Genomic DNA, 17949 nt, shown 5'->3' with positions numbered 1-17949 from the left:
CGTATCCCTGCATCCACACGCTTCGCCGCCAGTGTTCTCGGGCAAGATTTGGCGGTCATGGTTGCAACGGCTTGAATAAGAGGGCTATCTTCTGTCTCCCGAAATTACATCTATCCAAACTGCCAGGACCAGAATGCCGCCCTTCACAATCATCTGCCAGTATGAATCGACATCAAGCATCGACATGCCATTGTCCAGGCTCGCCATTACCAACGCGCCAATCAATGCACCATAAACCGTGCCGGAACCACCGCGCATCGAAGTTCCACCAATAAAACAGGCCGCAATCGCATCCAGCTCACCCATCGTTCCCGCCGATGGCGACCCCGCCGCTAACCGCGCCGTATTGATCAAGCCGCCAAGCGCGCACATCAAGCCCATGAGCGCGAAAATCATCAGCTTTACGCGATTCGTATTCACGCCCGATAAACGCGTCGCCTCGAGATTCGACCCCACAGCATAGATACGTCGCCCAAACACGGTCTGCGTAGCAATATAAGTAAAAAGTCCAAGCAGCGCCAACAGCAACAACACCGGCACAGGAATACCACCATACCGATTGAGCGTCGTTACAAACGCCACCAGCACAAGACCCGCCGCAACTATTTTGACACCGTCCTGCCACAGCGGCACGACCGCCAGCTTGTATCGCTGCCGGTTCTGCCTCTGCCGCACAGTCAACGCTACCAAGATCACGAACAAGACCAGCGCAAGCGCATTGCCAGCCAGTCGAGGCAAATATCCCTGCCCTATGAAAACCAGGTTGTCCGATGCAGGCGCAATAGTCGAACCACCCGTCACGCCCAGCAGCACGCCACGGTAAGCCAACATTCCACCCAGACCGACAATGAACGACGGCACGCGCAAATACGTCGACCACCAGCCGTTGAACAGCCCTATCGCAACACCCAGCAACATCACGGCAGGTACCGTGAACTGGATCGGCCAGTGGTGAGTGACGTCGAGGATTGCGGCCACGCCACCGAGCAATCCCAATAGCGAACCAACCGATAAATCGATCTCCCCAGCAATGATCACAAAGACCATGCCGCATGCAAGCATGCCGGTAATCGACATCTGCCTCAGGAGGTTCGACAGGTTGCGCGGCGTGACAAAGGCACCATCCGTCAGAAACGAAAAGAAGATCCAGATGACCGCAACAGCAAGCAGTAGCGCAAGCAACTTGTAGCGCGTAAACACTTGCCTGAAGCGTTGACCGGAACTCGCACGCGCACCACCAGTGGTGCCGCGCTTGGAAGACGAGGTGACGTCGGGTGTCATGCGGCACTCGCTTGAATAGGGGTTGCCTGGGATGACGCGCCAATAGCCGCGGCCAGAATATGTTCCTGCGTAAGACCTTCGTTAATGAAGTCGCCGCGCAATTCACCCTCGCCTATCACCAGCACGCGGTCACTGACGCCAAGCACCTCATTAAGCTCCGATGACACCACGATGATCGACACACCCCGCCGCGCCAGCGCAAACATCAATTTGTATATTTCGAACTTGGCGCCAACGTCAACGCCACGCGTCGGTTCGTCGAGGATCAGGATGGCAGGGTCGGTAAGCAGCATCTTGGTCAGTACTGCCTTTTGTTGGTTGCCGCCCGACAGACTCGCAATGGATAACATAGGCGTCGCCGCGCGTACTGACAGGCGTTTCATCTCAGTGTGGATGGTATCGAGTTCCGCAGCGGAATCAATACGCCCACCTTTCGCAAACCGGCTAAGCACCGCCAATGTAATGTTGTGGCCTACGCCAAGCTGCGGCACGATGCCATGACGCTTGCGGTCTTCCGGCACCATGCCTATGCCAGCGTCGATAGCATCGGCAGGTGTCCTGATTTTGAGCTTCTTGCCGTTCAAATAGACGTCCGCCTCGCTCACGCCCGGATAAGCGCCGAAAATGGCCTGCATCAGCTCGGTTCGCCCCGCGCCAACGAGCCCCGCCACGCCAAGAATCTCACCCTTACGCAGCGCGAAGGAGACGTTGTCCACCCGCTTGCGCCGGGCATTGGTGACGTCGAGACACGTTACATTTCTCGCCTCGAAAATCACCTCGCCAATCTCATGCGGCTCGCGCGGAAACAGGTTCTTGATTTCGCGGCCAACCATCATCGCAATGATCGCGTCAGTGCTCAATCCCTTCATGGGCTGCGTTGCGACGTGCTTGCCGTCGCGAATCACCGTGACGGTATCGCATATGGCTTCGACTTCATCGAGCTTGTGCGAGATATAGACACACGCAACGCCGCGCTTCTTCAGATCGCGCACTATATTGAGCAGGATGCTGATTTCGCTTGCAGTAAGCGAGGACGACGGCTCGTCCAGAATCAGCAGCTTCGCACGCTTGTTCAAGGCCTTCGCGATCTCAATCAATTGCTGATGTCCACCGCCATAATTCATCACGGGCTGCGCCACATTGATGCCACTAATGTTAAGGCCGCGCAGCAGTTCGTCGGCGCGTTGGTACATTGCGGCGTAGTTCATCCGTCCGCCGCTTAGCGTGATCTCATTGCCGAGGAATATGTTTTCAGCCACCGACAACTGCGGCACGAGCATCAGTTCCTGATGGATGATGACAATGCCGGCGCTCTCGGTTTCGCGAATATTCATCGCTCGTAACGGTTCGCCTTCCCAGAGGATTTCGCCGTCCCAGGTTCCATGCGGATAAACGCCGGACAGGACCTTCATCAAGGTGGACTTGCCCGCGCCGTTCTCGCCGCACAGGCCAACGCATTCACCCGGCGAAACCACAAGGTCGATCCCGTCGAGCGCCTTCACTCCGCCAAACGTCTTGACGATGCCGTGCATTTCCAGCAGCGCATTTGCCATGCGTGTATCCCTGACATGATTGTGCGCGAAGACCGCTCGCAGCCCTCGCGCACGGACTCATCAAAGCGTTGTGTCAATTACCAGCCAGTTGCGACTGCGTATAGAAACCGTCCTTGACGACGGTATCGACATTCGACTTCGTCAGGAGCGTCGGTTGCAGCAACACGGTATCGACCTGCTTCTTGCCGTTGTCGTATTTGGCGTTATAGGCAGGCGGCTGACCTTTTGCCAGATCGACAGCGAGCTTCGCCGCGTCGCCCGCAATCAGCTTGAGCGGCTTGTACACCGTCATGGTCTGCGTGCCATCCACCAGCCGCTTGACCGCCGCGAGGTCCGCATCCTGGCCCGAGATGGGCACCTTGCCAGCCAGCTTCTGCGCGGCAAGCGCCTGAATGGCGCCACCGGCCGTGCCGTCGTTGGATGCAACAATGGCGTCGATCTTGTTGTTGTTCGCCGTCAACGCGTCCTCGGTAATGCGCAGCGCGGTGGCGGCGCTCCATTCCGGCACCCATTGCTGGCCAACGATCTTGATGTCACCGCGGTCGATGGCAGGCTTGAGGATCTTCATCTGACCTTCACGCAGCATTTTCGCGTTGTTGTCGGTTGGCGCGCCGCCAAGCAGGAAATAATTGCCCTTGGGCTGCGCGTTAAATACACCCTGTGCCTGCATCTCGCCGACTTTTTCATTGTCGAAGGAAATATAGGCGTCGACATCCGCGTCGAGAATCAGGCGGTCATAGGACACCACCTTGATACCCGCTTTATGCGCTTCGGCAACCACATTGCCAAGCGTCTTCGAGTTGAACGGCACGATCACGATGACATCGACTCCACGCGAGATCAGATTCTCGATCTGCGAAATCTGGCGTGCCTCGCTGGCGTCGGCGGATTGCACCGAAACCTTCGCGCCGAGCTTGGTCGCGGCTGCAACAAAATAGTCACGGTCCCGCGACCAGCGCTCGACCCGCAGGTCGTCGATACAAAATCCTATTTCGGGCTTGTCCTTGCTCGCATGAGCCAGCGACGGAATCACGGATATGCTGGCGAACATCGCGCTGCACGCGAGGGACGCCAGGATTGAACGGCGCATTGCAGACTTCATGTCTCACTCCTTTTTATGGTTGACTAGCCGATGCGTCTCCCCGCGAAGCCCGTCAGGGCTGCGCATGTGCGAGAGAAAGGGACGTCGGCGGAATCTACTGCTTGCGCCGCGAATTCGTGTTCGCGGTCGTTGGTTTTACGAAAGCTTTTAATTTTGAATTCTTGATCAGCCTGACCTTTATCCGCATCGGGCGCAATTGCGAAATCGGCCGGGCCGCTTAACGTTTTTCCTTGAGGACGTTATTACTCAAAGCACTAGCCGTAGATCGTCCGATTAACGATATTCTCCAGATACTCCTGTTGCCCGCTGACATGCTGCGGGTTTACACGGCGTCCCAGCGCATCGATGGCAAGCGATTCCAGAGAGTAACCGCCCGAGAGAATCTTGCGGCCAAATTCCGTATCCCAGCCTTCATAGCGCCGCTTCTTGAATTCCGCCAGCTTGTCGTTTTCAACCAGTGCGGCCGCCCGCTCCAGTGCGATCGCAATGACATCGATTGCGCCAATATGACCGAAGAACAGGTCCTCGGGCGCCACGCTTTGCCGCCGCACCTTTGCATCGAAGTTCATGCCGCCCGTGTTGAAGCCGCCATGCTTCAGGATTTCATAGAGCGCAAGCGTCAGCTCTTCAACACTGTTGGGAAACTGATCGGTGTCCCAGCCATTTTGGGGGTCTCCACGGTTTGCATCGACACTGCCGAATATGCCAAGCGCATAGGCCGTGGCGATTTCATGGTGGAACGAATGCCCCGCAAGCGTTGCATGATTTGCCTCTATATTCACCTGGATTTCGTTTTGCAAACCAAACTGCGTGAGAAAACCGTGAACGGTGGCGACATCGTAGTCGTATTGGTGCTTGGTCGGTTCCTGCGGCTTCGGCTCGATCAGCAAAGCGCCCTTGAAGCCCATCTTGTGCTTGTGCTCCACAACCATGTTAAGGAAGCGGCCTAGTTGGTCTCGCTCGCGCTTGAGGTCGGTGTTGAGCAGCGTGTCATAGCCTTCGCGCCCGCCCCACAACACGTAGTTCTCGCCACCAAGGCGATGAGTCGCTTCAAGCGCCTGGAATACCTGGGTGGCCGCGAAAGCAAACACTTCAGGATTGGGACTCGTCGCGGCGCCTGCCGCATAACGCGGATGCGAGAAGAGATTGGCCGTGCCCCATAGCAGCTTGATGCCCGTCTGCTCTTGCTTGGCCGCGAGATAGTCGGTTACGCCCTTGAAGTTGTTGACGTAGTGCTTGATGCTGTCGCCTTCGGGTGCAACGTCGGTGTCGTGAAACGTATAGAAAGGCGCACCGAGTTTCGCGAAAAAGTCGAATGCGGCATCGGCCTTCAGGTGCGCGCGCTCGATCGCGTCGCCAGGTTGCTGCCACGGCCGGTGAAACGTGCCCTGCCCGAACATATCCACGCCAGGCCATACGAACGAATGCCAGTAGCAGACAGCGAGCCGCAGATGATCCTCCATGCGTTTGCCGAGCACCAGCTTGTCGCGGTCATAATGCCGAAAAGCGAAGGGATTGTCGGAATCCAGGCCTTCATAACGCACAGCCGGCAGATGTTCGAAATACGACATGGGCGTCTCCGTCTTTTAGTGTGACGCCATGCTGCCAGCTTGGTCCGGTTCCGGGCAATTGCGAAATCCGCCAGCGCGGATGGTGATTCTTGAGCTAAGTGGAAATCAGGCTGGCGGCAAGCCTGACGCCAGGCCTAGAATCAGCAAACGCTAAAAGCAACGAGCAAGGCAATTACCAATAAGACAAACACGAAGGCGCGTATTGCGCCGCAACGGAGGAGGCGGATGTCTCGCTGCAATGCGGCGCGATATGCGTCCGGAGCTCAATGACACGACCCCAGACCGCGCAAGCCTCCCACAGGATCGCGCTGCTGTTCAATGCGAACAAGGTGTACGACCGCGAGGTGATCACGGGCATTGGCAATTATCTTCTGTCCACACGCGTGGCGTGGGATCTCTTTCTGGAAGAGGATTTTCGCTGCCGCCTGAATGGCATAGAACGTTTCGAAGGCGATGGCATCATCGCCGACTTCGACGATCCCGCGGTCGCGCAAGCGCTTGGCGATTCGCACTTGCCCGTGGTCGCGGTCGGATCGTCCTATGCGGACTGCACGCGTTATCCAGCCAGCCTGCCCTACATAGCCACCGACAACGCCAAGCTCATGTCGCTGGCCTATACGCACCTGATCGGCGCTGGCCTGCAGCGTTTCGCGCTCTATAGCCTGCCGGAATCGCCGGAGAACCGCTGGGCGCAGGAACGCGAACTGGCATTCAAGGCGCTGCTTGCCGCGGATGGCCTGGAAGCGGACATCCATCGCGGCCTGCCGACCAGCGCGCCGGTCTGGAGCCAGGCGAGCGCGCAACTGACCGCATGGCTCGAAAGCTTGCCCAAGCCGGTCGGCGTAATCGCGGTGACCGATGCACGCGCGCGCCACCTGCTTCAAGCGTGCCTTATTTCGGGCATTCCGGTTCCCGAACAAGTCGCGATCATTGGCATAGACAACGACCCTTTGACCCGATCGCTCACACGCATACCGCTTTCTTCAGTTATTCAGGGTACCGAAGAAATGGGACGAACGGCCGCGCACCTGCTTCATCAAATGCTGGGCGGCGCGCGTTTTCATGGGCGCCGTATTCTCGTGCCGCCTGTTGGCATCAACGTGCTTGAGTCGACGCGTCATCAACCGGTTTCCAGTCCTTACGTCATGCGCGCGCGGCACTACATCCGGCAGTACGCATGCCAAGGGATCAAGACCGAACAGGTGGCTGATTATGTAGGTGTATCGCGCTCTTCGCTCGAGGATTATTTCCGGCGTGAACTCGGCCACACGGTGCATCAGGAAATCCTGAACCATAAACTCGATGTTGCGAAGCAACTGCTCGCGCGCCATGATCTGTCGAGCGCTGAAGTCGCCATCCGCTGCGGCTTTACTTCGTTGCAATACATGTACGCCGTGTTTCGCCGCGAACTGGACTGCACGCCTCGCGAATATCAGGAACGGCTGCCCGTCGCACCGTGCGACCAGCCGGGTTGATCTTTCTCTCATGAATCTCGCCGCCATGCCTACCACCGCCCGACCAGGCTCTGTCCGCGTAAGCGTCGAACGCTGGGGCACGCTGCCCGGCGGCGACGTCGCGCGGCTGTTCACGCTGCGCAATGCGCATGGCATGCGCGTGGCGATCAGCGACCTGGGCGCAACGCTTGTTTCATGGAATGCACCTGATCGCACGGGACGCGTGGCCGACGTGCTGCTCGGTCACGACACACCCGCCGAATATTTCGCCGGCCACGCTTATCTTGGCGGTGTGATCGGGCGCTGGGCCAACCGCATAGAAAACGCGCGCTTTGCGCTCGGCGGCGTGGCCTATTCGCTGGATCGCAACGAGAACGGCAATCTGCTGCATGGCGGCGCGGCCGGGTTTCACCGGGCGCTGTGGGAGGCTCGTGAAGTCGATGGCGGTATTGAACTCACGCACGAATCGCCCGAAGGCGAAGCCGGATTTCCCGGCGCGGTCTCGACCACCTTGCGCTACTCCCTCCACGACGACGGCACGCTGACGCTCGCGTATGAAGCCGTGTCGGACGCGCCCACGCCGGTCAACCTCACCAATCACGCGTGCTTCAACCTCTCGGGCGACGACACAGCCGACATCCGCGGACACGTCATCTCCATCGACGCCGACACATTCTTCGAAGTCGATGCTGCCCTGATCCCGGAAGGCCGCGCCGAAGTGGCGGGCCACGCATTCGACTTCCGCGCGAGCGCGCCGCTCGGTGCGCGGCTCGACTGGCCGCACGATCAGTTGTCACGCGCAGGCGGCTTCGATCATTGTTATGTGGTAGGAGAAGGCGGAGACGCGCTCAAACCCGTGGTGCGCCTCTACGACCCCGCCAGCGGCCGCGAACTGACCATGGGCACGAACGCACCCGGCGTGCAGTTCTATACGGGCAATCATCTCGACGGCATCGTAGGACGGCACGGCCGGCGCTACGGCAAGCACGCCGGCCTGTGCCTGCAGGCCGGCGCGTTCCCGAATCAGGTCAACATGCCGGACGCCGGCAGCGTGATCGTGAGCCCGGGCGAAACGTACCGGCAGGTCACGTGGTATCGCGTCGGCGTGCGGCATGGCGCGTAGGATGGCTTACTTACTTCACCGTAATGGTCCCCGTCATGTGCGGATGCAGCGAACAAAAATAACGATAAGTCCCGGGCTTCGAAAACACCTGCGAATACTTCTCGCCGGAATCGACCGGTGGCGATTTGAACGCACGCGGCGTAGCGTCGTTGACGATGGTATGAGGAATGTCGTCGCGGTTTTCCCATGTCACCGTCGACCCGGCTGCGACCGACAATTGCGCCGGACTAAACGAAAAGTTATCGATGACAATCGTCGCGGCCGCCGGTGCAACGTCGGCTAGCGCGGGGCCTGCCGCAACGCTCGTTGCTATCAGCAGCATTGCGATCCGGATCATCCTTGGAGTCGAAAAGAAGCTCATGCACTTAACCTCGCATCGACAATGGCGAGTTCCATTTGGCCCGGCACGTAGTTCACCGAACGCACCCCAAGCAAGGTGCGCAATGTGTCAGCGGGTACTTTCATGGGACCCGGACCGGCGGCCGTGCCGGGCGCGGGTTGCGGGAAAGCCGTGGACATCGCCGAATAAAAGCTGATCTCGCCCTCGACCTTTTGAGCCACCTGGTGCACATGTCCGTTGAGTACCGTCACCGATCCAAAGCGTTTCATGAGGCTCAGCGCTTGCGCGCTGTCGTCGGTGCCCCATCCCCATTGCGGGTACAACGACCACAGCGGAATGTGCGCGAACACCACGAGCGGTGTGCTGCTCGAGCGCGCGGCGAGATCCTGCTTGAGCCACGCGAGTTGTTCATCGCCCAGATAACCCAGGCCGCCGCCGCGAAGGTTCAGCACGTTCGTCAAGCCGAGGAAATGAACGCCGCCCTGGTCGAAGCTGTACCATTTTTTATCCGCAGGCTTTGAAAAGCGCTCGAAATACGAATTGCCGTCGTCGATCAGCACGTCGTGTTCGCCGGGCACGTAGTGAACGTCGAGCCCCGCGCTGCCGATGATCTGCGCGGCGGTATCGAATTCGCCCGGCTTTGACAAGTGACTGATGTCGCCGGTATGAATCATGAACGCGGGTTTCTCGTTCGACGTGCGGATCTTGTCGACGGCCTCCTTGAGCGTATTCGCCGGATCAAGGTTCGGGTCCTTGCTAAAGCCGATGTGGCTGTCGCTGATCTGCACGAAGCTGAACGCATGGCGATCCGCTTCGGCGGCTTGCGCCGTGCCGCCCAATAGCTTCGAGCCAGGCACGCCGCCATTGAGCGTCCATAGCATGCCGGCGCCCGCCCATGCCATGCAACTGAGCGCGCTTCGTCGTTTGGCGCCATGCCCGCTGAGTGGTTCGGGCTGGCGTGTGTCTTCGATGATGTCAGGCATGACCGGTTCCTTGTGATCTCGTGAATGGGCTTGACTGCCCCATGCACATCGAACTCAGGCGCGCCCTGTCTTATTCCAGGTTTATTTTTTCGGCATATCGGTTCGATCGGGAATAAATTGGCGACTGCGCCGGTAAGTTGGATTGAGTGCCCGCGCTTTCGCGCAAACGGCGTTGTCAGGGAGAACACCGATGGGGAAGTCGCCACCGAATCGCTTCGATCAGGTGATGCTGCCGCATCTGGACGCGGCCTATAACCTTGCCCGGTGGCTAAGCGGCAGCGCGACCGAGGCCGATGACGTGGTACAGGAAGCGTTCCTGCGCGCGTTTCGTTTCTTCGATGGCTATACCGGCGACAACCCGCGCGCGTGGCTGCTGGCGATCGTGCGCAATACGTGGTTTACGGAGTGGCGCCGCCACCGTCATCAGGGGGATGCAACGCCTATGACGACTCGCTGCACGTCGACGACCAGCTTCCCGGCTGGTCCGACGAAAGCGGCGACGATCCCGAGAAGATAGCGGTTCGACAGGATGAGACCGAGCTTGTACATCGTGCCTTGGCTATGTTGCCGGTGGAATTTCGTGAGGTGATCGTGCTGCGTGAACTGGAGGACATGAGTTACAAGGATGTGGCGTCGGTAGCAGGCATCCCGATCGGCACCGTCATGTCGCGGCTCTCGCGCGCGCGGCGTTTGCTGTGCAGCGCCGTACGCGCGGCGCAGGGCACTCCGGAACAACCTGCCATTCGTCTGGTGAAAACACCGCCCACCGGCGCCGAGGAGTCCAAGCGTGGAAACTAACCATGATGTATCGCTCGCTGAAAAACTGCGTGACGGCTCGCTGTACGAACGCGCGCCGTCCTCGCTGCATGCGCAAGTGCGCGCTCGCCTCAACGAACAGTACAAGAAGAAGCAGCGGTTCTCATGGAACTGGTCGATGCGCTCCGCCGGATTGCTGTTTGCAGGCGGCGGCGTCACCGGGGCGTGTGCATGTGCGCTGATCTTTCTTTCGGTGATGTTTTTCCAGCGTCCTGCCGGCACGGCTGCGATTGAGCAGGAGATCGTCGCAAGCCATGTACGGGCGTTGATGTCGTCGCGAACCATGGATGTGCTTTCAAGCGATCAGCATACGGTGAAGCCATGGTTCAACGGACGCATTGATTACGCACCGCCCGTGGTTGATCCGCAGGCGCAGGGGTTTCCGTTGGTTGGCGGCAGGCTCGATTATGTCGATCATCGGCCGGTGGCGGTCATGATCTATCGCTACCTCAAACATCCGATCGATCTTTATGTTTTCCCGGATAGCGGCGGACATACGGCAGTTCCCACGGCGATGGCGGCTCAATCAAGCGAGGGGTATTCGCTGATCAAGTGGCGGCAGAACGGGATGGTTTTTTGGGCTATCACCGACGCTTCGCCAATCTATTTGAAGCGTTTCGCCGACGCCGTTGTTGCGGGAATTCAATAGAGCGTGAGGCGGCGCAGAAGCGTCGCCTTTGCTCTTTCATCACACGGTTCTATCGAACCTCCCCGAAACTGAGTCGATGTCCGGGTCAGTATTCCTCTGACCTTCATCAATCAACGCTAGTAGCTAGTACGAAATGTTCTGTTCTGGTTGAAAGAGCGCATGTCGCGCGTTTCTTCAACCGGGCGCTTTTCTTGCTGAGAGGGACACCACATACCGCTTCGTTATGCTGATCAGCAACGAGCACTTTTTGCTTTTCAAGGATGCCGGTATCACGTGTTGTGGGTTCATTAGCCGGGAGAACCGCCGTGAAATCGCTGCAATGCAAATTCGCTTTTTGCGCGGCCTGTCAACGCCGCTTGTTGAAAAGTTGTGCAGGATTGCTGATCGCGGTGTGTCTCGGATCATGCGGCGGCGGATCCAGCAACAGTCCAGCCGTGTCGACTACAACAGCTGGCCCGAGCGGCGCAAGCGGTACGACTGCAAGCCCTGACGCAACACCCGCGCCATCCTCAACCACGCCAACCGGCACGGCTCCTACGCCAGCCCCAACGCCAACGCCGACCCCATCCGCCCCCGCGACGCCCACGCCGCCAGCGACAACGCCTTCCGGTGGAACGAATACCGGCTCAACGCCAGTTGCTGTGCAATCCTACGCAACTGACGTGCTCATGCATCACAACGACCTCGCAAGAACCGGCCAGATGCTCGCGGAGACGGCTCTCACACTCGCCAATGTCAACTCCGCAAGGTTCGGCAAGCTGCGCTTCCTGCCGGCCGACGGTAAAGTCGACGGGCAACCGCTATTCGTGACGAATCTCACGATCGGCGCAGCCACGCATAACGTCGTCTATGTCGTGACGGAGCACAACAGCATTTATGCTTACGACGCAGACAGCGGCGCCGCGTTGTGGCAAATATCGCTGAATGGCACGGGCGAAACGTCCAGTGCCGACGTTGGCTGCCAGGACCTGACACCGGAAATCGGAATCACGTCCACGCCGGTTATCGACCGCTCGCGCGGGCCGCATGGCGCGTTGTATGCCGTTGCCATGACAACAGATGCTGGTGGGAACGTGCATCATCGCCTGCACGCCATCGACCTTGCGACGGGAGCAGAACTACTCGGCGGTCCGACCGAAATTACCGCGACTTATCCAGGCAGCGGCGCAGAAGGTTCGAACGGTATCCTTACCTTCACGCCCGCCCTGCACACCGTGCGCGCCGCGCTGACGCTGGTCAATGGCACCATTTATATGGGCTGGACCGCACACTGCATGTCTGGCAACTACAACGGCTGGCTCATGGCTTATAGCGCCGCTACGTTGAAGCAAACCGGCGTACTTCCCGTGACGCCGAACGGCAGCCAGGGCTCGATCTGGATGGCTGGGTCGGGCATGGCTTCGGACGGGACATCGATATATTTCATCGACGGCAACGGTACCTTTGGCACCAACCTCAATCCGCAGGGATTTCCCGCCGACGGTGATCTGGGCGACTCGTTCATCAAGTTATCTGCAACTCCCGCGCCGGTCGTGACCGACTACTTCGCCATGTCCGATGTCGTGGCCCAGGCTGCCGCGGATAACGATTTCGGCTCGGGAGGTGCAATGCTGCTGCCCGATCAGACCACGTCGGCGGGAACGGTCAAGCATCTCGCCGTGGGAGCGGGCAAGGACAACAAGATCTACGTTGTGGATCGCGACAACATGGGCAAGTTCAACCCGAGCGCGAACAATATCTGGCAGGAACTGAGCGGCGTGTTGGCCGGCGGCATCTGGGGGTCGCCTGCATACTTCAATAACGTCGTGTATTACGGAGGCCAGACCGATGCGCTCAAAGCGCTGCCTGTTACCAATGCACTGCTCGCCACCACACCGTCTTCGCAAAGCCCGACACGGTTTCCCTATCCCGGCGCCACGCCGGCCATTTCAGCGAACGGCGCCAGTAACGGCATTGTGTGGGCGGCGGAAAACGGCCCGGTTGCCGCGCTGCATGCGTACGACGCCGCCAACCTTGCACGCGAGTTGTACAACAGTAATCAGGCCGGCGCGCGCGACCAGTTCGGCCCAGGCAACAAATTCATCACACCGATGATCGCAAACGGGAAGGTATTTGTGGGAGCCACGAATGGCGTTGCGGTGTTTGGCTTGCTGAATTAGCGCATCACGAGATGAAAAGCGTGGGTCTTCCGGCGTGTCATGTCGCGCGGGGCTGTTTGTGCATTGTGATCGAGCGTCCATGAGTTTGTGCCTGTAGATTCGGCTCCTCTAATGCAAAAAAGCCGCTCCTGAACGGAACGGCTTTTTACTGGCCTCGTGCTGACTAGGCCTGGCGCGTGTCAATTTAGTGGCAGCGATTGACCCAATGGTGATGCACCTTCACCTTATGGCATTCGCGGTGGTGATGATAATCCGCAGCATACGCCGGAGCGATTGCGCAAAACGTCGTCGAAAGCGCGATTGCAAATGTCACAGCTATTTTCTTCATGGTGCTTTCCGTAGGTTAAGCAAGTAGATGGCAGAATGCATTCGTAAGCTTACGTGTTTTAATGTGTAAGCCAATGATAATATTCCGTATGTGAACAGAACATGTTCACCGCTATTATCGCAAAACGCGTTCCACTTACCTGTAAAGAACTGAGTTATTGTCACGCTGGGTAACGCATGTAAGTGCCGCTGCAACCAGGCTGCGTTTCAGTTCGCCTAGACTTGACGCGCGTCTTCTCCCAAAGACGTGTTGTGAGTAGTGTGTAAGCGACTGCAGCTTGGCCCACCTGACGGTGGGCTTTTTTTCGCCGGTGCGCAGGAATACCTCTTCATAGAAGGATTCGCGCGGCGATAAGTTTGGATACCGAATCATTATTTGCAACGGCTTAGTGGCAAGCTCGACGCCGATATCGAGTCCATGCCTACGGCCGAGCGCTCGTTTCAGAGCTTGCGAGAAGATGACACACCGCTTCAACGCGGTTGCCCGCCGGGTCGTGCAAAAACGCTGCGTAGTATCCGGCGTGATAGTCAGCGCGCAGTCCGGGAGCGCCATCCGAGCGGCCGCCAGCGGCGAGTCCGGCAGCGTGGAACGCATCGACCTGCTCACGCGATCCGGCCTTGAAACACCAGTGCCGCTTGTTATTGGCCACGCCGCCGACACTACCTGTCTCGAGGTGTACCGCGAGATAGGTCGACGCCGCATCATGCGGCGTGCAACGCTCGCCATATCCCAGCGCATGGGCAAGGTCGTACACCTTCGCAGCCCCCAGCACGTTCATGATTGCATCATAGAAGCGCCGGGCAGCATCGATATCGGGTACGCCTATGGATACGTGATCAAGAAGCTGCATGCCAGGATGCCCAAGGATTTGGCGTATTTGACTTACGCGCCTTCGATCTCGGAAAACGTATAAAGCGATCTCAATTCAATGCCGATACCCTCGAGCATTTCCTTGCCGCCGCTCTCGCGATCGATCACGCACAGCGTCACTGAAACCGGCACGCCGTCCGCGCGCAGCTTGGCGGTTGCATCGGCAATCGCGCCGCCGCTGGAAACGATATCTTCGACCAGCACGAGTTTCTTGCCCGTGAGGTCCGCGCCTTCCGCGTACTTGCACGTACCGTATTCTTTCGCTTCCTTACGGATGTAGGCGGCGGGCAAACCTGTGGCCTGGCTTAGCATTGTCACAATAGGAATGCCGCCCATCTCGAGACCGCCAAGGATTTCCGTGCCCGGCGGGATCAGCGGGACCATCGCTTCAGCAATCGCCTTGAGCAATGACGGATCGGATTCGAAGCGATATTTATCGAAGTAGGTGTTGCTGCGCTTGCCTGAGCGCAGCAGAAAATCGCCGCTCAGCTTGGACACTTCGCGGATTCGCTTGGCTGTGGACATGGGTGGATTCCTCTGACTTTACCGGGTGACATGTGTTTCGCGGTCGCAAATCTACGCGAAAAGTGGCGATCGAGGAAGTGATTCCATGCGACTTTTGCAACGTCCGGTCGCGCCCGGCAGACCCTCCCGGGCGGTGAATGCCTTGTCCATCAAGGCTCGGCGGCTTTTAAGCGTGCCAAACGCCGCGAAATTGCACTTGCGCACCAAGCTTTTTCGAAGCAGCCGATGCCCATGATCTCGCGTCAAAATTCCATCGAAATCCATGGTCATGCCGAGGAAAGCGCCGGGCCGAATTCGATCGCCCCGGCGCACTACTTACATCCAGCCTAAAGCGTATAAGCCGGTTTATACGCGCGGTCGCGGATCATCGCGGCTATGTCGTCGGGTCGCGGCACACGGGCAAGGTTGTTATCGAAAATGCACTCGGCCACGCGCACCGCCACATGCAGCGACGCCTCGAAGATCTTGCTTTGCGGCGGATAGATCAGACCGGTTGCAAGACTTGCTTCGGACACTTGCTCGGCCACTGCCTTAGCCGCAGCGATGAACATCTCGTCGGTCACCCGGCTCGCTTGCGTGGCGAAAACAGCCATGCCGAGCGCGGGGAAAATATAGACGTTGTTCCCTTGCCCCGGAACAAACGTGCGCCCCTCGATTTCCACCGGTGGAAAAGGACTGCCGCTCGCGAAAATGGCGCGACCCGCGGACCATTTGTAGGCCTCTTCCGCAGTGCATTCAGAACGTGAAGTCGGATTGGAATACGGGAAGATGATCGGGCGTTCGTTGATCTCCGCCATCGCCTCGATCACGTGCTGATTGAAAAGCTTGGGCATCGTGCTTACGCCAATGATGCCCGTCGGTTTCAACGCCTTTACCGCATCGGTGAAGTTGTCTACCGGCGCGTGATCGACGGCGAACGGTTTCTGGAAATCAGCAAGATCGGTCCGCGATTTCACCATGAGCCCGTTCACATCGAACAGTGCGTTGCGCGCGCGTGCCTCTTCAATGGTCAGTCCTTCCAGCACCATGGCCTGGCTGATCAATTCAGCGATACCCGTTCCGGCCGAGCCGCCGCCAAGGAACAGGAACCGCTGATCCACAAGCCTTTGCTTCGAGATATGCAACGCGGCAAAGATGCCCGCCAGCGCGACCGCTGCGGTGCCCTGGATGTCGTCGTTATAGGTGCAGATCTTGTCCTTGTAACGCGCGAGCAGCGGCACGGCATTGAAGTTCGCAAAGTCTTCCCATTGCACGCAGCACTGCGGATGCAACTCAAGCGCCGCTTCAACGAACTCGTTCACGAACGCGTGATATTCGTCGCCCCGCACACGCTCCTGACGCAAGCCGAGATACAGCGGGTCATCGAGCAGATCGCGATTATTCGTGCCCACGTCGAGCATCACGGGCAGGCAATATTGCGGCGGCACGCCTGCGCATGCCGTGTAAAGCGACAGCTTGCCGATGGGAATGCCCATTCCGCCCACGCCCAGGTCGCCGAGGCCAAGAATACGTTCGCCATCGGTCACCACAATGAACCGGACCTCCTTCTCGGGCCAGTTCTGCAACAGTTCTTTCACGCGGCCACGCGCCGAGATGGGCACGTACATGCCGCGCGTGGCCCGGAATATGTGATTGAATTTCTGGCATGCCTCGCCGACCGTTGGTGTATAGACCAGCGGCATGAAAGTCGCCGGATCGGACATGATGGTGGCGTAAAACAGGGTCTCGTTGCGGGCTTGCAGATCGGAAAGAAGCAGGTATTTCTGAAGATCGTTGTCGAGCGCGGCGAGTTCGGTATGCGTGCGCGCAACCTGCAGTTCGAGCGAGCTGGACCCGGGCGGCAATAGGCCTTCGAGGTGATACTTGCGGCGCTCTTCCTCGGTGAAGGCGGATCCCTTGTTAAGACGGGGATCGCGAAGAATATCGCGGCCGGATAGCTCGATCGGTTTTTGCATTTCAGTCTCCTGATGATTGCTGCGCGTGGGCCTCAGGCCGACAAGGCCTGCATATGGGCGTACAAGTCGCTCTTCCCTTCAAAGCCGATGCCGGGAAGATCGGGCAAGGTGACATAGCCGTCTACCACTTTCACGCCGTCCGGGAAGCCACCGAACGGCTGGAACAGGTCCGGATACGATTCATTGCCGCCCAGGCCGAGACCCGCTGCAATGTTCAAGGACATCTGATGTCCGCCATGCGGCACGCAGCGTGAACGTGACCAGCCATGTTGATGAAGCATATCGAGCGTGCGCAGGTATTCCACGAGACCATAGCTCAGTGCGCAATCGAACTGCAGGTAATCGCGATCCGCGCGCATGCCGCCATAGCGAATCAGGTTGCGCGCGTCCTGCATCGAGAACAGATTTTCACCCGTGGCCATGGGCTTGTCATAGTAGTTTCGCAGCGTCGCCTGCAACTCGAAATCCAGCGGATCGCCCGCTTCTTCGTACCAGAACAGATCGTATTGCGAGAGCGCCTTGGCGTATTGGATCGCGGTATCGAGATCGAAACGGCCGTTTGCGTCGACGGCAAGTTTCTGGCCGTCCTGCAGCACGGAAAGCACCGCATCGATACGACGCAGGTCCGCGTCAAGGGACCCGCCGCCAATCTTCTTCTTGACCACGGTATAGCCCCGGTCAATGTAGCTGCGCATCTCGTCCTTCAGCTTGCTGAAGTCTTGTCCGGGATAGTAATAACCGCCCGCTGCATAAACAAAGACCTTGCGATCCGGCGTGCCGTTGCCATAACGCTCCGCCAGCAACTGGAACAGCGGCTTGCCTTCTATCTTTGCCACCGCATCCCACACCGCCATGTCGATAGTGCCGATTGCTACGGACCGCTCACCATGGCCGCCCGGTTTTTCGTTGGTGAACATTGCCGCCCAGACCTTGTGCGGATCGAGGTTATTGCCCGACGCATCAAGCAGCGAATCCGGATCGGCTTCCAGCACGCGCGGAATGAAACGCTCGCGCATCAGCTTGCCTTGACCATAACGTCCGTTGGAATTAAAGCCGTATCCGACAATCGGCTTGCCATCACGAATCACGTCAGTGATCACCGCAACCAGACTCAGCGTCATCTTGCTGAAATCGATGTACGCGTTACGAATGGACGAACTGATCGGGATGGTCTGTTCGCGAATTTCCATGATTCTCATATGCGTGTCTCCTGAAATGCTGACGAGTGCGGTTAGCTGAA

The 17949-nt window shown here is 58.5% G+C and carries 15 protein-coding genes and 1 pseudogene; 6 read left to right on the top strand and 10 right to left on the bottom strand.

Translation table 11 applies throughout. The features are described from left to right. Positions 1-84: 84 nt before the first annotated feature. The 4 genes from AWB64_RS09120 to xylA all read right to left on the bottom strand — a co-directional run bounded on the left by AWB64_RS09120 (position 85) and on the right by xylA (position 5507). A complete protein-coding gene (locus AWB64_RS09120) occupies positions 85-1281 on the bottom strand; it encodes a sugar ABC transporter permease (RefSeq protein ID WP_060818346.1) in 1197 nt (398 codons plus the stop codon). Next, entirely contained in the window at positions 1278-2834 is a 1557-nt protein-coding gene (gene xylG, locus AWB64_RS09115) for a D-xylose ABC transporter ATP-binding protein (protein ID WP_060818345.1), read from the bottom strand. The genes AWB64_RS09120 and xylG overlap by 4 nt, the downstream gene beginning before the upstream one ends. 73 nt (positions 2835-2907) lie before the next feature. Then, positions 2908-3936 carry a D-xylose ABC transporter substrate-binding protein gene (gene xylF, locus AWB64_RS09110; RefSeq protein WP_060818344.1) on the bottom strand — a complete coding sequence of 343 codons (1029 nt, stop codon included), beginning with the start codon at positions 3934-3936 and terminating at the stop codon, positions 2908-2910. 254 nt (positions 3937-4190) lie between these two features. After that, on the bottom strand, positions 4191-5507 hold the full coding sequence (xylA, locus tag AWB64_RS09105; protein ID WP_060818343.1) for a xylose isomerase: 1317 nt from the start codon (positions 5505-5507) through the stop codon (positions 4191-4193). Positions 5508-5773: 266 nt separating this feature from the next. On the opposite strand from xylA, the gene AWB64_RS09100 reads away from it, so the two are divergent. Together AWB64_RS09100 and AWB64_RS09095 are read left to right on the top strand one after the other, a co-directional pair. Then, a complete protein-coding gene (locus AWB64_RS09100) occupies positions 5774-6982 on the top strand; it encodes a XylR family transcriptional regulator (protein ID WP_060818342.1) in 1209 nt (402 codons plus the stop codon). A 10-nt stretch (positions 6983-6992) separates the two neighbouring features. Beyond that, on the top strand, positions 6993-8084 hold the full coding sequence (locus AWB64_RS09095; protein WP_060818341.1) for an aldose epimerase family protein: 1092 nt from the start codon (positions 6993-6995) through the stop codon (positions 8082-8084). A gap of 10 nt (positions 8085-8094) precedes the next feature. Here AWB64_RS09095 and AWB64_RS09090 read toward each other — a convergent pair whose 3' ends face one another. Further along, positions 8095-8406, bottom strand: a complete 312-nt coding sequence (locus tag AWB64_RS09090) for a cupredoxin domain-containing protein (RefSeq protein WP_244163994.1) — start codon at positions 8404-8406, stop codon at positions 8095-8097. Between the two features lie 35 nt (positions 8407-8441). Continuing rightward, positions 8442-9407 (bottom strand): metallophosphoesterase family protein, encoded by a 966-nt coding sequence (locus AWB64_RS09085; RefSeq protein WP_060818339.1) that lies wholly within the window; start codon positions 9405-9407, stop codon positions 8442-8444. A 190-nt stretch (positions 9408-9597) separates the two neighbouring features. Between AWB64_RS09085 and AWB64_RS09080 the strand changes: the two are divergent. The 4 genes and pseudogenes from AWB64_RS09080 to AWB64_RS09070 all read left to right on the top strand — a co-directional run bounded on the left by AWB64_RS09080 (position 9598) and on the right by AWB64_RS09070 (position 13031). Beyond that, positions 9598-10205 (top strand): annotated as a pseudogene (locus AWB64_RS09080) (RNA polymerase sigma factor). Continuing rightward, positions 10195-10872 carry an anti-sigma factor family protein gene (locus AWB64_RS09075; RefSeq protein WP_060818338.1) on the top strand — a complete coding sequence of 226 codons (678 nt, stop codon included), beginning with the start codon at positions 10195-10197 and terminating at the stop codon, positions 10870-10872. The pseudogene AWB64_RS09080 and the gene AWB64_RS09075 overlap by 11 nt, the downstream one beginning before the upstream one ends. Before the next feature lie 223 nt (positions 10873-11095). Next, positions 11096-11362, top strand: coding sequence for a hypothetical protein (locus AWB64_RS32220; protein ID WP_244164005.1), 267 nt, complete (start codon positions 11096-11098; stop codon positions 11360-11362). After that, on the top strand, positions 11250-13031 hold the full coding sequence (locus AWB64_RS09070) for a PQQ-binding-like beta-propeller repeat protein (RefSeq protein ID WP_244164004.1): 1782 nt from the start codon (positions 11250-11252) through the stop codon (positions 13029-13031). The genes AWB64_RS32220 and AWB64_RS09070 overlap by 113 nt, the downstream gene beginning before the upstream one ends. Positions 13032-13780: 749 nt before the next feature. Here the strand turns inward: AWB64_RS09070 and AWB64_RS09065 are convergent. The 4 genes from AWB64_RS09065 to AWB64_RS09045 form a co-directional block, all read right to left on the bottom strand. After that, positions 13781-14209 carry a VOC family protein gene (locus AWB64_RS09065; protein WP_060818337.1) on the bottom strand — a complete coding sequence of 143 codons (429 nt, stop codon included), beginning with the start codon at positions 14207-14209 and terminating at the stop codon, positions 13781-13783. A gap of 32 nt (positions 14210-14241) precedes the next feature. Continuing rightward, a complete protein-coding gene (pyrE, locus tag AWB64_RS09060; RefSeq protein ID WP_060818336.1) occupies positions 14242-14754 on the bottom strand; it encodes an orotate phosphoribosyltransferase in 513 nt (170 codons plus the stop codon). Positions 14755-15080: 326 nt separating this feature from the next. Further along, positions 15081-16745, bottom strand: a complete 1665-nt coding sequence (locus AWB64_RS09050; RefSeq protein WP_075643259.1) for an NAD-dependent malic enzyme — start codon at positions 16743-16745, stop codon at positions 15081-15083. After that, positions 16742-17908 carry a mandelate racemase/muconate lactonizing enzyme family protein gene (locus tag AWB64_RS09045; RefSeq protein ID WP_060818333.1) on the bottom strand — a complete coding sequence of 389 codons (1167 nt, stop codon included), beginning with the start codon at positions 17906-17908 and terminating at the stop codon, positions 16742-16744. Before AWB64_RS09045 ends, AWB64_RS09050 begins: the two co-directional genes overlap by 4 nt. Positions 17909-17949: the final 41 nt, after the last annotated feature.

This window comes from Caballeronia sordidicola (assembly GCF_001544455.2).
GTDB lineage: Bacteria > Pseudomonadota > Gammaproteobacteria > Burkholderiales > Burkholderiaceae > Caballeronia > Caballeronia sordidicola.
The sequence above is the reverse complement of the archived record's forward strand: the minus strand, read 5'-3'. Positions and strand labels throughout refer to the sequence as shown.

What these genes read in the sequence shown, in the direction of transcription:
- AWB64_RS09100 (WP_060818342.1), top strand. Translation starts at nt 5,774, where the DNA reads ATGACACGACCCCAGACCGCGCAAGCCTCCCACAGGATCGCGCTGCTG.
- xylG (WP_060818345.1), bottom strand. Translation starts at nt 2,834, where the DNA reads ATGGCAAATGCGCTGCTGGAAATGCACGGCATCGTCAAGACGTTTGGC.
- AWB64_RS32220 (WP_244164005.1), top strand. Translation starts at nt 11,096, where the DNA reads ATGCTGATCAGCAACGAGCACTTTTTGCTTTTCAAGGATGCCGGTATC.
- AWB64_RS09065 (WP_060818337.1), bottom strand. Translation starts at nt 14,209, where the DNA reads ATGCAGCTTCTTGATCACGTATCCATAGGCGTACCCGATATCGATGCT.
- xylA (WP_060818343.1), bottom strand. Translation starts at nt 5,507, where the DNA reads ATGTCGTATTTCGAACATCTGCCGGCTGTGCGTTATGAAGGCCTGGAT.
- AWB64_RS09045 (WP_060818333.1), bottom strand. Translation starts at nt 17,908, where the DNA reads ATGAGAATCATGGAAATTCGCGAACAGACCATCCCGATCAGTTCGTCC.
- pyrE (WP_060818336.1), bottom strand. Translation starts at nt 14,754, where the DNA reads ATGTCCACAGCCAAGCGAATCCGCGAAGTGTCCAAGCTGAGCGGCGAT.
- AWB64_RS09120 (WP_060818346.1), bottom strand. Translation starts at nt 1,281, where the DNA reads ATGACACCCGACGTCACCTCGTCTTCCAAGCGCGGCACCACTGGTGGT.
- AWB64_RS09085 (WP_060818339.1), bottom strand. Translation starts at nt 9,407, where the DNA reads ATGCCTGACATCATCGAAGACACACGCCAGCCCGAACCACTCAGCGGG.
- AWB64_RS09095 (WP_060818341.1), top strand. Translation starts at nt 6,993, where the DNA reads ATGAATCTCGCCGCCATGCCTACCACCGCCCGACCAGGCTCTGTCCGC.
- AWB64_RS09090 (WP_244163994.1), bottom strand. Translation starts at nt 8,406, where the DNA reads ATGCTGCTGATAGCAACGAGCGTTGCGGCAGGCCCCGCGCTAGCCGAC.
- xylF (WP_060818344.1), bottom strand. Translation starts at nt 3,936, where the DNA reads ATGAAGTCTGCAATGCGCCGTTCAATCCTGGCGTCCCTCGCGTGCAGC.